Here is a 14,802-nt window from a genome sequence, read left to right as displayed (position 1 = left end):
TCTTTTATTGCTCAAGCGCCGCTGACAAGGTGGCGGTGTCATTGACAGCCGCAGCCGTCAGGGTATCAACAATGCGTTTAGCCAGACCGGTCAGGACTTTCCCTGGGCCAATCTCCAGCAGCGATGTCACGCCTTCTGCCGCCATAAATTCCACGCTTTCTGTCCAGCGCACCGGGCTGTACAGCTGGCGCACCAGCGCACTGCGAATGGCTTCAGGCGCTGTTTCTGCACGCACATCGACGTTATTGACCACCGGCACCTGCGGCGCACTGAACGTCACGCTCTGCAGCGCTACCGCCAGTTTATCGGCAGCAGGCTTCATCAGTGCACAATGCGAAGGAACGCTTACCGGTAATGGCAGCGCACGCTTGGCACCGGCTGCCTTACAGGCCGCCCCTGCGCGTTCAACAGCTTCTTTATTGCCAGCAATAACCACCTGCCCCGGCGAATTGAAGTTTACCGGCGAAACCACCTGCCCTTGGGCAGATTCTTCACAGGCTTTGGCAATAGATTCGTTATCCAAACCGATAATGGCATACATTGCACCGGTACCTTCAGGCACGGCTTCCTGCATCAGTTTGCCACGCAATTCCACTAAGCGGATTGCGGCAGCAAACTCCAGCACACCGGCACACACCAGCGCTGAATATTCACCCAGGCTATGGCCCGCCATCATTGCAGGCGCTTTACCGCCCTGCTGTTGCCAGACGCGAAAAATCGCCACCGACGCCGCCAACAGGGCTGGCTGGGTCTGCCAGGTCTTGTTCAGTTCTTCTACCGGCCCTTGCTGCACCAGTTGCCAGAGATCGTAACCCAAAGCCGAAGAAGCTTCGCTAAAAGTCTGTTCCACGATCGGAAACTGCGCGGCCAAATCGGCCAACATGCCAACGGTCTGCGATCCCTGACCTGGGAAAACAAAAGCAAATTGCGTCATTTTTATCTTCCTGTTAAATCAAAAACGAACCAGCGCCGAACCCCAGGTAAAGCCGCCGCCAAACGCTTCCAGCAACACCAGTTGACCACGTTGGATGCGCCCATCGCGCACGGCTTCATCAAGCGCCGACGGTACGGAGGCAGCAGAGGTGTTACCGTGACGATCGAGTGTCACCACCACTTTATCCATCCCCATACCCAATTTTTTTGCTGTTGCGCTGATGATCCGCAGATTGGCCTGGTGCGGTACCAGCCAATCCAGTTCGCTGCGATCCAACTCATTGGCTTTCAGTGTTTCATCAACGATATGTGCCAGTTCAGTTACTGCCACTTTAAAGACTTCATTACCCGCCATGGTGACGTAGGCCGGTTGCTCGGGATCCTGACGATCTTTATTCGGCAATGCCAACAGATTGCCATAACGACCATCGGCATGCAGATGCGTTGAGATAATCCCAGGCTCTTCGGATGCCCCCAGCACCACCGCACCGGCACCATCCCCAAACAGGATGATAGTGCTGCGATCTTCAGGATCCAGCGTGCGTGACAGCACGTCTGAGCCGATCACCAGCGCATGTTTTACCGCACCATTTTTCACATATTGATCGGCAACGCTGAGCGCGTAAGTAAAGCCAGCACAGGCCGCAGCAATATCGAAAGCAGCACAATCTGCAATACCTAACATTTGCTGCACCTGGCAGGCAGAACTTGGGAACGCATGGCTTGAGGTTGTGGTCGCCACAACAATCAGACCAATATCTTCTTTAGCCACACCGGCCATTTCCATGGCGCGAGCCGCGGCCTGGAAACTCATGGTTGCCACAGTTTCATCTGCGGCAGCAATACGACGCTCGCGGATACCGGTACGCGTGACGATCCACTCGTCAGAGGTATCCACCATTTTTTCTAAGTCAGCGTTGGTGCGCACTTGTACGGGTAAATAACTCCCCGTACCGAGAATCTTTGTATACATGAACGATTCAGTCACTCTTGGGTAATACAGCTTCAAGGCGCGCAGCAATTCTGTCGGGAACTTGCCGCTGCACCGCCTGCACAGCCTGTTCGATGGCAACCGCGAACGCACTTTGGTTCGCCGCGCCGTGGCTTTTGATTACGGTGCCCCGCAATCCTAACAGACATGCACCATTATACTGGTCGGGGTTCAGATGACCGAAACGCTTTGCCACCCTTTTTTGCAACCATCGGCCCAACAATTTCAACCACCATGCTTGCTTGCCCCCCTCAGAGGAAGACTTCAGCAGTGATAAGAACATCCTTATCACACCCTCCATGGTTTTCAGGGTGACGTTACCCACAAAGCCGTCGCAGACCATGACATCGGTTTTACCGGTGAGCAGATCGTTTCCTTCCAGATAACCAATATAGTTGATTGCCGGAGTATTTCTTAGTACGACCGCTGCTTCGCGGATATTATCCAGACCTTTGGTCTCTTCTTCACCAATGTTGAGCAGCGCCACACGGGGCTGCGCAATACCCAGCACCTCTTCCGCCATCACCGCGCCCATTACCGCAAACTGCACCAGCATTGTGCTGTCGCACTCCACGTTGGCCCCCAGATCCAGCACCACGGTCCTGCTGCGGCGCTGATTAGGCAGCACCGTCATCAGTGCCGGGCGCTCAATGCCGGCCAGCGGCTTGATCAGCAGCTTGGCCAGCCCCATCAAAGCCCCGGTGTTGCCTGCGCTGACACAAGCCTGCGCATCACCACTTTTAATCAGTTCCAGCGCAATGCGCATGGAAGTCCCACGGCTAGCGCGGATCGCTTGTGAAGGTTTAGCATCGCTGGCAATAACCGACTCAGCAGGCACAACCTGCAAACGTTCCAACAGCAGTGGATCGGCTTTGGCAAGTAAAGGAGAGATGATGTCGGGATCGCCGACGAGCAAGAGATGAAGCTGTAAATTAGAGGCCAGTGCCTGCAAAGAAGCAGGCACTGTGACGCAGGGACCGAAGTCCCCGCCCATAGCATCTAACGCCAGGGTTAGACGATTCAAGGTATCGCTAACTTAGCCAATAACCTTGCGACCGCGGTAGAAACCGTCGGCAGTGATGTGGTGACGACGATGAGTTTCACCAGAAGTCGCATCTACAGACAAAGTGGTGGTGGTCAACGCATCATGTGAACGACGCATGCCACGTTTGGAACGGGTTGGTTTATTCTGTTGTACGGCCATGGACCTTACTCCTCAATTACTTACGCTTTAAACTGGCTAATACGGCAAACGGGTTTGGTTTTTCCGCCTCGGGAGGCAGTTGACCAAAGACCATGTCCGCTTCGGACACTTCACAGTGTTCAGATTCATGTACCGGAACGACAGGCAGTGAGAGAATAATTTCATCTTCAATCATTGCCAACAGATCGACTTCGCCAAACTCGTCAACTTCGATCGGTTCGTACGCTTCCGGTAATGCCTCAGCCTGCTCATCATTGACGACCGGGCTAAAACAATACGTTGTATGAACGTGATGCGCGAACGGAACTCCACAGCGTTGGCACATCAGCGTTACCGCAACATCTGCCTGCCCTGTTATCACCGCGAGGCGCTGGTTATCGATATCAAACGACAACGAGACCTCAACATCACTGTCCACACTGACCACGGAGTCGGCAACACGTGTTACCTGCTCAGACGTATAGACACCAACATAGTCCAGGCGTTTCTGAGCGGTACGTACCGCATCAATGGTCAAGGGTAATTTTACCTTTTGCATAGGGCGCGCATATTAACTTTGTAACGACATAGAGTCAAAGAAAAAGGCCGTAAAACGGCACCTTTCACCAATATTCGCTTCCACAGCGGCCGACAGTTTAAAATGGTCGCCTTATTTACGCTACGGTTTACGAAAAAAATTATGCAAAGAATATTACTTGCTTCAACATCAACCTACCGAAAAATGCTGCTGGAGAAGTTACGGCTGCCTTTTATTTGCGCAGCGCCACAAGTGGATGAAACGCCATTACCCGGTGAAAATGCTGAAGCATTAGTATTACGGCTTGCGGTGGCAAAGGCCCAGGCTCTTGCCATGGCTTATCCCGATCGCCTGATTATCGGCTCCGATCAAGTCTGCGTCATCAACGGAAATATCACCGGCAAACCGCATAGCGAGGAAAACGCTCGCGAACAACTGCGCCAAGCCAGCGGCCAGAAAGTGACTTTTTATACCGGGTTGGCGCTTTATAATAGCCACAGCAACCATCTGCAGGCGCTGTGCGAGCCATTCCATGTCCATTTCCGTTCACTGAGCGAGAACGAGATCGCCACTTACGTGCGTCTGGAACAGCCGCTCAACTGTGCTGGCAGCTTTAAAAGTGAAGGCTTGGGTATTGCGCTGTTTGATCGCCTTGAAGGGCGCGATCCGAATGCACTGATTGGCTTACCGCTGATTGCACTGCTGGAAATGCTACGGGCTGAAGGGATCAACCCGCTGGTATAAGGCTATTTTGCGGTTTTTTTACGCAAAACCTGTAAACAATGCCGCAATTCATCGTCCATCGGCGCTTCGATACGCATCGTTTCGCCAGTGGCCGGGTGTTCGAAGCGCAATGCCGCCGCATGCAGGAACAGGCGTTTCAGACCCGTACCGGCCAATTGACGATCAAATTCACGGTCACCGTAACGATCGTCAAACGCGATCGGATGCCCGGCATGTAAAGTATGTACGCGGATCTGGTGAGTACGCCCGGTAATCGGGCTGGCTTTCACCAGCGTGGCATGCTCAAAGCGCTCTTCCACCTTAAAACGGGTTTCCGAGGGTTTGCCTTCGCTGCTGACGCGCACAATACGCTCCCCACTCTGCAGGATGTTTTTCAGTAGCGGTGCCTGAACCACCTTGCAGTGCGACTGCCACTGGCCACGCACCAAGGCCAGATAATCTTTCTGCATCCCTTTAAGGCGCAGTTGCTCATGCAGCGAACGCAGCGCGGAACGCTTCTTGGCGACCATCAGCACGCCAGAGGTATCACGGTCCAGACGGTGAACCAACTCCAGAAAACGTGCCTCTGGCCGCAGCGCACGCAACCCCTCGATCACGCCAAAACTCAGGCCGCTGCCGCCATGCACCGCAGTACCTGAGGGTTTGTTCAGCAGCAACAGATGGTCGTCTTCATAAAGGATGCAATCAGCCAGCGCCGCGACTTTATCCAGCTTGGCAGAAACCGGTGCATCTTCACGTTCGGCCACGCGTACCGGCGGCACACGCACCACATCACCGGCGGCCAGTTTATATTCGGCCTTGATACGGCCTTTGTTCACCCGCACCTCGCCCTTACGCACGATGCGATAGATCATGCTCTTTGGTACGCCTTTAAGACGGGCCAGCAAAAAGTTGTCGATTCTTTGACCGGCTTCATCGTCAGAAATCGTGATTAATTGTACTGCGGGATTGTTCGTTTTCATGAGGCGGGATTCTAAATAGAGCGAGTAAATAGCGCCACCTCTTTTTATGTGCTTAACTGTGATTCTGGCTGCAGGGTAAATCACAGCGAACAATAAGGCAGCAAGCCGGTTTGAACGTTTGCGATTTCTTCCGCAGTTAAGGAAAAGTCACCTTGCTATAACGGTGTCAGCAATGGAATAATGAAGTGACTTTCCGTGCTGATCCTCGTTAAAACAAGGAGAAGTGTGGAATTATACAGTTTGTCTGGTCGCACAAAAACGCAGCAATGGCGTAAGACGTAATGTGAAATCAAACAATTAGCGGGCTGCGGGTTGCAGCTTGGCCGGCAAATGGAATCAGATCTGTCGACGTAAATCAGAGGCTATTCCCTGAGTCAAAAAGCGCTGTTTTCACAAAGAAATACAGGCTTACCGAGATAATGCGCCCCTATGCAGGCGACAACCGTGAGGTTGACGACTTTGCGAGAAGACACGGGGTTTTCGGTTTTTAACCCGGCCATGAGGTTATTTTGCCCGCAGCTTTGTCGATAATGTAAAAATAACGAGTAAGTTAAGATGAAAAGAATGTTGATTAACGCAACTCAGCAAGAAGAGTTGCGTGTTGCCCTTGTAGATGGACAGCGGCTGTATGATCTGGATATTGAAAGCCCGGGTCACGAACAGAAAAAAGCGAATATTTACAAAGGCAAAATCACCCGAATTGAACCCAGTCTTGAAGCAGCGTTTGTGGACTACGGCGCAGAACGACATGGTTTCCTCCCTCTGAAAGAAATCGCTCGCGAATATTTCCCCAGCAATTACTCTTCTCATGGTCGCCCGAACATCAAAGATGTGCTGCGCGAAGGCCAGGAAGTCATCGTTCAGGTTGATAAAGAAGAACGTGGTAACAAAGGCGCAGCCTTGACCACCTTCATCAGCCTGGCCGGTAGTTATCTGGTGCTGATGCCAAACAACCCGCGCGCCGGGGGGATTTCCCGCCGTATTGAGGGGGATGATCGTACCGAACTGAAAGAAGCACTCTCTTCACTGCAGTTACCCGATGGCATGGGCCTGATTGTCCGCACCGCGGGCGTCGGCAAATCCGCTGACGCGCTGCAATGGGACCTCTCTTTCCGCCTGAAGCACTGGGAAGCGATTAAAAAAGCCGCTGAAGGCCGCCCTGCGCCATTCCTGATCCATCAGGAAAGTAACGTTATCGTACGTGCCTTCCGCGATTACCTGCGTCCGGACATCGGTGAAATCCTGATCGACAACCCAAAAGTTCTCGATCTGGCCAAAGAGCATATCGCTGCTTTGGGCCGCCCGGATTTCAGCAGCAAAATCAAGCTGTACAGCGGTGAGATCCCACTGTTCAGCCATTATCAAATCGAATCGCAGATCGAATCTGCCTTCCAGCGTGAAGTGCGTCTGCCTTCTGGTGGCTCCATCGTTATCGACACCACCGAAGCCCTGACCGCTATCGATATCAACTCCGCACGCGCAACCCGCGGCGGCGATATCGAAGAGACCGCATTTAATACCAACCTGGAAGCGGCAGACGAAATTGCCCGCCAGTTACGCTTGCGCGATCTGGGTGGCCTGATCGTGATCGACTTTATCGACATGACGCCAGTGCGCCATCAGCGCGAAGTGGAAAACCGCCTGCGTGATGCGGTCCGCCAGGATCGTGCCCGTATTCAGATTGGCCGCATCTCGCGTTTCGGCTTGCTGGAGATGTCGCGTCAACGTCTCAGCCCGTCACTGGGTGAATCCAGCCATCACGTCTGCCCACGCTGTAGCGGCACTGGGACCATTCGTGATAACGAGTCGCTGGCACTGTCTATTCTGCGCCTGATCGAAGAAGAAGCGCTGAAAGAGAACACCAAAGAAGTTCATGCCATCGTTCCTGTTCAAGTAGCGTCTTACCTGCTGAACGAAAAACGTGAATCTGTCAGTGCGATCGAAAAGCGTCAGGGTGGCGTGAAAGCGATCATCGTGCCTAACGATCAGATGCAAACTCCGCATTATTCGGTACTGCGCGTGCGTAAGGGTGAAGAAACCCCAACGCTGAGCTATCTGTTGCCGAAGCTGCACGAAGAAGAAATGGCACAACCGCAGGAAGATGCGCCGATGGAGCGCAAACGTCCTGAACAACCGGCTTTGGCTTCCTTCTCCTTGGGTGCAGATGCCCCACCGCCGGACGAAGAACCTGCTGTTGCCAAACCTGTAGCCGCCGTCAAACCGGCAGCACCAGTCGCAGTGGAAACCAAGCCTGGTCTGTTAAGCCGTCTGTTCGGTGGCCTGAAAACCTTCTTCGCCAGCGAAGAAGAGCCAAAAGTTGAGGCTAAACAAGCCGAGGTTGCTCAGACAGAAAGCAGCGACAACCGTCGTCAGGATCGCCGTGGCCAACGCCGCCAGGGTTCTGGCCGTAAAGAGCGTGGTGAACGAGGCGATCGTAAAGAACGTGGCGAAAGCCGTGATAACCGTGAGCCACGCGAAAATCGCGAGGGCCGCGAATCACGTGAAGGCCGTGACGATCAGCGTCGTAACAACCGCCGCAACGCGCAGCAAGCGGCACCTGTTGCTGATGAAGTGCAAACTGAAGAAGCTGCGAAAGCACAACGTGATGAGCAGCAGCAACGTCGCGATCAGCGCGCTGAACGTCAACGCCGCCGCCAGGAAGAGAAACGCCAAGCTCCGCAAGACGTTAAAGCACTGGAAAACGACAGTGATGTTGCTGGCAACGATGAAGAGCAGGAAGAGCGTCATCAGCAGCCAATGCAGCGCCGTCAGCGCCGCCCGTTAGCACAGAAAGTTCGCGTACTGTCTGCGGAAGAAGAACTGCATCGCGCAGCTGAAGAACTGTTGGCACCGAAAACACTCCCAGTGAAAGCTGAAGTGGTTCAGGTTGCCGCAGTGGCAGAAAGCGTGAAACTGCTGCCTGAAGCTGTTGCTGTGTCTTCTGAAGATAATGCACAGGCAGACCGTAATAACGGTGAAAACGGCATGCCACGCCGTTCACGCCGCTCACCGCGCCACCTCCGTGTTAGCGGCCAGCGCCGCCGCCGTTACCGTGACGAGCGTTACCCTAACCATTCGCCAATGCCGCTGGCCGGTGCTTTTGCCTCACCAGAAATGGCATCAGGTAAGGTTTGGGTAAGTTACCCTGTCACTCAGGCAACACAAGTGACTGAGCAAGCAGAAGTTCCGGTAGAGTCAGTTGAAATCGCAGCCTCTCCAGCAATCGTAACGGTAGCCAGTATTGCTGTACCCGTTATTGCTGAAGCAATGCAGGAAGCGCAGCCAGTAGTGACGGAGCAAGTGCCAGTAGTTGAGGCTCAAGCCGTTGCTGAGTATGTCGCCGAGCCACAAATCGCAGCCGTTCAGGCCGCTATCAGCAACCCTGTGGTTGAAGATGTTGCCCCAGCGGCAGAAGCGCCGGTTGAAGCGATTGCAGAAACGTGGGTTAGCGTTGTTGAAACTGCTCAAGCAGAAGTCGAATCACCGGCATTCGTTGAAGTTCCTGTAGAGGAACTGCCCGTGCAGCCAGCAGTAGACACCGAATCTGCTCACGTGATGCAAGAAGCGGTTGCAGCCGCTGAGCAGGAAAAGCCAGAGGTTGAACAGCCACTGCCAGCTCCTGTTCAACAGGCACCAGAAGTGCTCTATAAGCATATTGCTACCGCGCCGATGACCAAAGCTCCAGCCCCTAGCTACGAGCCGGAAGCACCGAAGCACAGTGATTGGCAGCGCCCTTCCTTCAACTTCGAAGGCAAAGGTTCCGCTGGTGGGCATGCAGCGGCGAATCAAGCCACAGCCCCGGCCACTAAGCCACAGCCAGTTAACGATTAAGTGGCTCTGCTCCGATAAATAAAACCCGCCTCTGGCGGGTTTTTTATTGCGCCTTCACAACTGATTTCAACTCACCATTAACAAACAGATGCATCCAGAACGCTTTCCGCTTATCCTTACACCCCGGCGTGAATAACCCTCAATTATTCGCTTTTATTACGATATTTTTCTGACCGCCGGAGCTTTGCAACATGACCGCACAACCTCAAGCCCTGAAAATCCGCCGCCCTGACGATTGGCACATCCATTTGCGTGACGATGACATGCTGAAAACGGTTCTGCCTTATACCAGTCAGGTATTTGGCCGGGCGATTGTGATGCCAAACCTGGCTCCGCCAATCACCACCATCGCCGCCGCTATCCATTATCGCGAGCGTATTCTGGCGGCAATTCCTGCGGATCATAAATTTACGCCACTGATGACCTGCTATTTGACCGACTCACTGGCAGCCACAGAGTTGGTTAATGGCTTTGAACAGGGGGTATTTACCGCCGCCAAACTGTATCCAGCCAATGCAACGACCAACTCCAGCCACGGCGTCAGCGATATCAAAGGAATTTATCCGCTGCTTGAGCAGATGCAAAAAATAGGCATGCCGCTGTTGATCCACGGTGAAGTGACGGATTCAGCTATTGATATTTTCGACCGTGAGGCGCGTTTTATCGATCAGGTCATGGAGCCTATCCGCCGTCATTTCCCTGAGCTAAAAATTGTTTTCGAACATATCACCACTCAAGAAGCGGCCCAATATGTGCAAGAAGGCAACCATTTCCTGGGAGCAACGATTACTCCGCAGCACCTGATGTTCAACCGCAACCATATGCTGGTTGGCGGCATCCGTCCGCATCTGTTCTGCTTGCCGATACTGAAACGTAACATACACCAAGAGGCTCTGCGCAAAGCGGTGGCCAGCGGTTCCGAACGCTTCTTCCTGGGCACTGACTCAGCGCCTCATGCCAAGCATCGCAAAGAATCCAGTTGCGGTTGTGCCGGAGTATTCAACGCACCGAGCGCCATGCCCGCTTATGCTACCGTGTTCGAGCAATTGGGCGCGCTGGAGCATCTCGAAGCCTTCTGCTCACTCAATGGCCCACGATTCTATGGTTTGCCGGTTAACGAAGATTTTATCGAATTGCAGCGTGTCGCGGTGACGCAGCCGGAAGAGATCGCGCTGGGCAATGAGTCACTCGTGCCGTTCCTGGCCGGTGAAAGCATTAACTGGTCTGTAACGGCCTGCTAATCTTTTTTACGCCAGTACTTGCCTCCGCCTGCGATTAACTGTATAAATAAACAGTAAACAGCTTCGGGGGCAATTATGCGTATTGAAGTCACTATCGATAAAACCAAACCACTGCCACCAGGGGCAATCGAAGCCCTGACCGGCGAATTTAGCAAGCGGGTAAACCGCCAGTTTCCAGATACCACCGTGCAGGTACGTTATGCCGGGGCCAATGGGCTGTCGGTATTGGGTGGCGCTAAAACGGATAAAGATCTGATCGAGGAAATACTCCAGGAAACCTGGGAAAGTGCCGACGATTGGTTCAGTGCAGAATAATATTGTAATGCTGTTATTGCCGGAGGTCGCTCTCCGGCTTTTTTGTTTCTGCCATGTTGTACTTTCGGGGGTGCTGAAACCCAGAAATACTTTGCTCATCTGACCACTGAACGGTAGAACCATACGCCTCATCAAGCGACGTCTCACGGTCTTAAATAAAAGCAGCACAGAATATTTTATCGTTCATTTACATTATTGCCTGATAATTGTTCAAACAAATAATTATTTTTTATAATTTGCAGGAAAACCCACACAGAGGAGCCAGGACGCGTATACTGTAAAAGCTCCTCATAATTAATGGGCCGCATTGATCCTCGTTAGTAACTCACGCCAGTCACTACTTGATAAGGGGTCTTTATGGACAGAAATGATGAAGTTATTCAGACACATCCGCTTGTTGGCTGGGATATCAGTACCGTCGATGTTTATAATGCCATGATGATTCGTCTTCATTACCTGTCTTCTCTAGACCAAACAGCCGAAGAAGCTCAAGTCGATCGAACGCTTTGGCTAACCACAGATGTCGCCCGCCAATTGATCAATATCTTAGAGGCGGGTATCGCAAAAATAGAATCAACGGACTACCACGATCTTGACCGAAGAAAACACTGATTTAGGTATTAACATCCTCTAAGGCGCCAGCAATATTCTGGCGCCTTTTTCTTTGGTTATCGCTTTCGTGCAGCAAGTGCATTACTGCCAGCAAACTCTTATCATAATGCCATAAGACACATAACAATGAGGGTAAAGCGCGTGGAATATGACTTAATCATCGTGGGGAGCGGTTCGGTGGGTGCAGCGGCAGGCTATTATGCCACCAGCAACGGGTTGAAAGTGCTCATGATTGACCAGGCTATACCGCCGCATCGCAACGGCAGTCATCATGGCACTACGCGCATCATCCGCCATGCTTACGGTGAAGGTGAACAATACGTGCCACTTATCCTGCGCGCCCAAGCGTTGTGGAACGGGCTGGAGCAACAAAGCGGTGAGAAGCTGTTCCACCCCTGTTGTGTACTCAATATGGGCCCACCGGGCTGCGAATTTATCGCTACTGCGCAACACAGTGCAAAAAGCCACAACCTCAATACGCAATTACTAGATGCAGAGCAAATAAAACAGCGTTGGCCCGAATTTAATGCCCCCGAGGGCTATATCGGCCTATTCGAGCCAGATGCCGGGGTTTTGCTTTCTGAACTGGCTATCGCCAGCTACATCAGATTGGCCAAAGAAGCAGGCTGCGCACAACTGTTCAACTGCCACGTCAGCGAGGTAGAACCTATTGAAGGAGGCGTTGCGGTGACTACGGCTGAAGGACGCTTTCAGGGGCGTAAGGCCGTTATCACCGCAGGCACCTGGGTGAAGAGCCTGTTACCTCAGTTGCCACTCACCCCGCTGCGCAAAGTTTTCTCCTGGTATCAGGCCGATGGCCGTTACAGCGAAAATAATCAGTTCCCCGCCTTTACCGTCGAAGCCTTGGATGGCGGCCGCTATTACGGTTTTCCAGCGGATAAAGACGGCTTGAAAGTGGGTAAACACGATGGTGGTCAGCCGATTGAAACCCCTGAACAGGGCAGGCCTTTTGGCAGCAACGCTGAAGATGGCGCAGAAGTGTTCGGTTTTTTACGCCAGTTTCTGCCTGGGATCGGCGTCTGTTTACAGGGTGAAACCTGCAGCTATGACATGAGCCCGGATGAAGACTTCATCATTGATACCCTTCCTGGCTGCCAACACCTGATGGTGATCACCGGTTTAAGCGGCCATGGTTTTAAGTTTGCCAGCGTCTTGGGTGAAATTGCCGCCCTGTTCGCCCAAAACAAAACCATACCATGGGATATCACCCCTTTTAGCTTGCAACGCTTCTGATCCCCTTCCTCCTGCAGTTTGCTTATTATTCATGTCGGCTGCAGGACGAAAATCCAGGGAGATGGCCTTATAAATCAGCGTTCATACCGTATACGTACACAAGGGGCACATCACAAAAAACGCAGGGCAATATGTACTTACTCGCGGGTGACCTCCTCGGTGCCCCGTCCGTCCCCCAGGATCACCGCCCATTTATACCCGCCGTCCATCGTTTCCAGCGTGATGCGGGCAATAATGGTCAAGGGAACCGAGAGCAGCATCCCCACAGGCCCCATCAGCCATCCCCAGAATATCAAGGAGAGGAAAACAACCAGCGTAGAAAGACCCAGCCCACGGCCCATAATCCGCGGCTCCAGCATATTGCCGATCACCAGGTTAATCAGAACATATCCACTCGCCACCACCATTGCATCACCAAAACCGTTGAACAGCAGGGCCTGAATCAATGGCGGGATCGCCGCGATAACCGAGCCAATGTTAGGGATGAAATTGAACAAAAACGCCATCATTCCCCAAATGAAGGCAAAACGAACCCCCACCCAAGTCAGGAAGCCCCAGACAATCAGCCCGGTGCCCAGGCTGATAACCGTTTTGATCACCAGATAGTGTGTCACACCTTTCAGCGCGCGGTGGATGGCGGCCATGCCTTCATTAGGCTTGTCCAACGCCCGCCGCAGTTTGTAAGGCAATATCTGTACTTCAAACAGCATAAATACCACCGTCATCAGTAGCAGAAAAATGCTGGTCATAGCACCGGAGAGATGGCTCAACAACCGAGTGACCAGATTCATGGTGGCTCCCGGATCGACAAACTTAACGACCTCTTCGGCAGAAAACGTAATATCGATATTGAAACGCTCGGCGTAGTATTGCAACTCGCGTAATTTCTCAAGCATCACACCGCGGTACTGTGGCAAAGTGCGGGCAAACTCATTTAACGAAGAGCCCAACATACCAACGAACATCATTAACAGAACAATGACGGTAATAACCAGCAACATCACGCTCAGGCCCCTAGGCACCCGGCAACGCTCCAGTAATACCACTAACGGATTGAGCACAATAGCGAGGAATACCGCCAGCAGAAAAGGTACCACAATCTCTGAAGCAGCCTTGATTCCGGCCAGAATAACCACCAACATCGCCAGCATCATGAGCAAGCGAAGCTTGCGGTCATTAAATTCAAAACTGCCCATCGGATTTCCTTACGTGAAACAGGCGCGCAAGCCATGGATAAGTACTATGTTAGCAAATTCTCCCGTGCTGGCGCAGGTAAATCATCATTTGAAACCGATGAAAAATAAGATTATCACTTTTTTCCTCGCACAATAAATAATCATCATTGCTGCCAGCGCATTAATTAGCCCCCTTATTAATTAATATTTACCTTACATGACAAAACCTGACAATAATAAATAAAATCGTATAAATTCAACCAGTAAAGTGCATTTTATTTTTGCTAAAAAAATATACAGTTCAACGATTCGTTTGACTAAGTTATCGCTAAGTCACGCAAATCTACTGATGAATATTATAAAGAAGTAACATAGTTAAATTTATTATTGATTTTATTTTTTTTAACGTTTAATTATTGCTGCCAGAAAATGAGTTATGTAAGGAAACCTAATGCTCTGGAAAAATACTGCGGACCGCTTTGGTCATGTTTCTGTTCTGATCCACTGGCTAGTTGCACTAACGGTATACGGGATGTTTGCTCTCGGGTTGTGGATGGTTACGCTGGGTTATTACGATGCCTGGTATCACCCAGCGCCTGAGATCCACAAAGCCGTCGGTGTTCTGCTGTTTATCGTCATGCTAGTGCGGGTTGTTTGGCGCTTTATTTCTCCGCCCCCCAAGCCACTGGCCAGCTATAGCCGTTTCACCCGCATAAGCGCGGTACTTGCTCATATCGCACTCTATACCGTGCTGTTTGCCATCCTGATCAGTGGTTATCTGATTTCCACCGCCGATGGCCAAGCGATCAGCGTTTTTGGCTGGTTTGATGTGCCAGCAACCCTGACCAGACTCCCCCAACAGGCTGATACTGCTGGAGCTATTCATCTTTACTTGGCTTGGGTCGTTGTCGTGCTTTCTGCACTACATGCCCTGGCTGCGCTTAAACATCACTTTATTGATGGTGATGTTACTTTGAAACGGATGCTGGGTCGCAGCGCCGATTAACCTCTTGGAATTATGGA

14 protein-coding genes are annotated in these 14,802 nt (G+C 52.0%); 7 read left to right on the top strand and 7 right to left on the bottom strand.

Translation table 11 applies throughout. From position 1 onward, the window contains the following. Positions 1-4 precede the first annotated feature (4 nt). The 5 genes from fabD to yceD are packed head-to-tail and all read right to left on the bottom strand — an operon-like array spanning position 5 to position 3,666. Positions 5-934, bottom strand: coding sequence for an ACP S-malonyltransferase (gene fabD / locus BMI79_RS00240; protein ID WP_076939837.1), 930 nt, complete (start codon positions 932-934; stop codon positions 5-7). 18 nt (positions 935-952) lie between these two features. Next, on the bottom strand, positions 953-1,906 hold the full coding sequence (locus BMI79_RS00235) for a beta-ketoacyl-ACP synthase III (RefSeq protein ID WP_076939836.1): 954 nt from the start codon (positions 1,904-1,906) through the stop codon (positions 953-955). Positions 1,907-1,913: 7 nt separating this feature from the next. Next, on the bottom strand, positions 1,914-2,948 hold the full coding sequence (plsX, locus tag BMI79_RS00230; protein ID WP_076939835.1) for a phosphate acyltransferase PlsX: 1,035 nt from the start codon (positions 2,946-2,948) through the stop codon (positions 1,914-1,916). A 12-nt stretch (positions 2,949-2,960) separates the two neighbouring features. After that, positions 2,961-3,128: a 50S ribosomal protein L32 gene (gene rpmF / locus BMI79_RS00225; RefSeq protein WP_004943042.1), complete on the bottom strand. Its 168-nt coding sequence runs from the start codon at positions 3,126-3,128 to the stop codon at positions 2,961-2,963. A gap of 16 nt (positions 3,129-3,144) precedes the next feature. Next, a complete protein-coding gene (gene yceD / locus BMI79_RS00220; RefSeq protein ID WP_076939834.1) occupies positions 3,145-3,666 on the bottom strand; it encodes a 23S rRNA accumulation protein YceD in 522 nt (173 codons plus the stop codon). A 141-nt stretch (positions 3,667-3,807) separates the two neighbouring features. On the opposite strand from yceD, the gene BMI79_RS00215 reads away from it, so the two are divergent. Further along, positions 3,808-4,389 (top strand): Maf family protein, encoded by a 582-nt coding sequence (locus tag BMI79_RS00215; protein WP_076939833.1) that lies wholly within the window; start codon positions 3,808-3,810, stop codon positions 4,387-4,389. 2 nt (positions 4,390-4,391) lie between these two features. Here BMI79_RS00215 and rluC read toward each other — a convergent pair whose 3' ends face one another. After that, positions 4,392-5,351, bottom strand: a complete 960-nt coding sequence (rluC, locus tag BMI79_RS00210; RefSeq protein ID WP_076939832.1) for a 23S rRNA pseudouridine(955/2504/2580) synthase RluC — start codon at positions 5,349-5,351, stop codon at positions 4,392-4,394. A gap of 555 nt (positions 5,352-5,906) precedes the next feature. Between rluC and rne the strand changes: the two genes are divergently transcribed. From rne to solA, 5 genes are all read left to right on the top strand, one after another. After that, complete coding sequence (gene rne / locus BMI79_RS00205; RefSeq protein WP_076939831.1) at positions 5,907-9,182, top strand: ribonuclease E; 3,276 nt, start codon at positions 5,907-5,909, stop codon at positions 9,180-9,182. A 191-nt stretch (positions 9,183-9,373) separates the two neighbouring features. Beyond that, positions 9,374-10,423 (top strand): dihydroorotase, encoded by a 1,050-nt coding sequence (gene pyrC / locus BMI79_RS00200; RefSeq protein ID WP_076939830.1) that lies wholly within the window; start codon positions 9,374-9,376, stop codon positions 10,421-10,423. A 75-nt stretch (positions 10,424-10,498) separates the two neighbouring features. Then, positions 10,499-10,738: a DNA damage-inducible protein I gene (gene dinI, locus BMI79_RS00195; RefSeq protein WP_076939829.1), complete on the top strand. Its 240-nt coding sequence runs from the start codon at positions 10,499-10,501 to the stop codon at positions 10,736-10,738. Between the two features lie 357 nt (positions 10,739-11,095). Further along, positions 11,096-11,350, top strand: coding sequence for a biofilm formation regulator BssS (bssS, locus tag BMI79_RS00190; protein ID WP_024913228.1), 255 nt, complete (start codon positions 11,096-11,098; stop codon positions 11,348-11,350). A gap of 141 nt (positions 11,351-11,491) precedes the next feature. After that, positions 11,492-12,604 (top strand): N-methyl-L-tryptophan oxidase, encoded by a 1,113-nt coding sequence (solA, locus tag BMI79_RS00185; protein ID WP_076939828.1) that lies wholly within the window; start codon positions 11,492-11,494, stop codon positions 12,602-12,604. Between the two features lie 137 nt (positions 12,605-12,741). Here the strand turns inward: solA and BMI79_RS00180 are convergent, their stop codons facing one another. Then, on the bottom strand, positions 12,742-13,800 hold the full coding sequence (locus BMI79_RS00180; protein WP_076939827.1) for an AI-2E family transporter: 1,059 nt from the start codon (positions 13,798-13,800) through the stop codon (positions 12,742-12,744). Positions 13,801-14,230: 430 nt separating this feature from the next. On the opposite strand from BMI79_RS00180, the gene BMI79_RS00175 reads away from it, so the two are divergent. Beyond that, on the top strand, positions 14,231-14,785 hold the full coding sequence (locus tag BMI79_RS00175; protein WP_076939826.1) for a cytochrome b: 555 nt from the start codon (positions 14,231-14,233) through the stop codon (positions 14,783-14,785). Positions 14,786-14,802 lie beyond the last annotated feature (17 nt).

This window comes from Serratia oryzae, assembly GCF_001976145.1.
In the GTDB taxonomy this organism is placed as follows: domain Bacteria; phylum Pseudomonadota; class Gammaproteobacteria; order Enterobacterales; family Enterobacteriaceae; genus Chania; species Chania oryzae.
The sequence above is the reverse complement of the archived record's forward strand: the minus strand, read 5'-3'. Positions and strand labels throughout refer to the sequence as shown.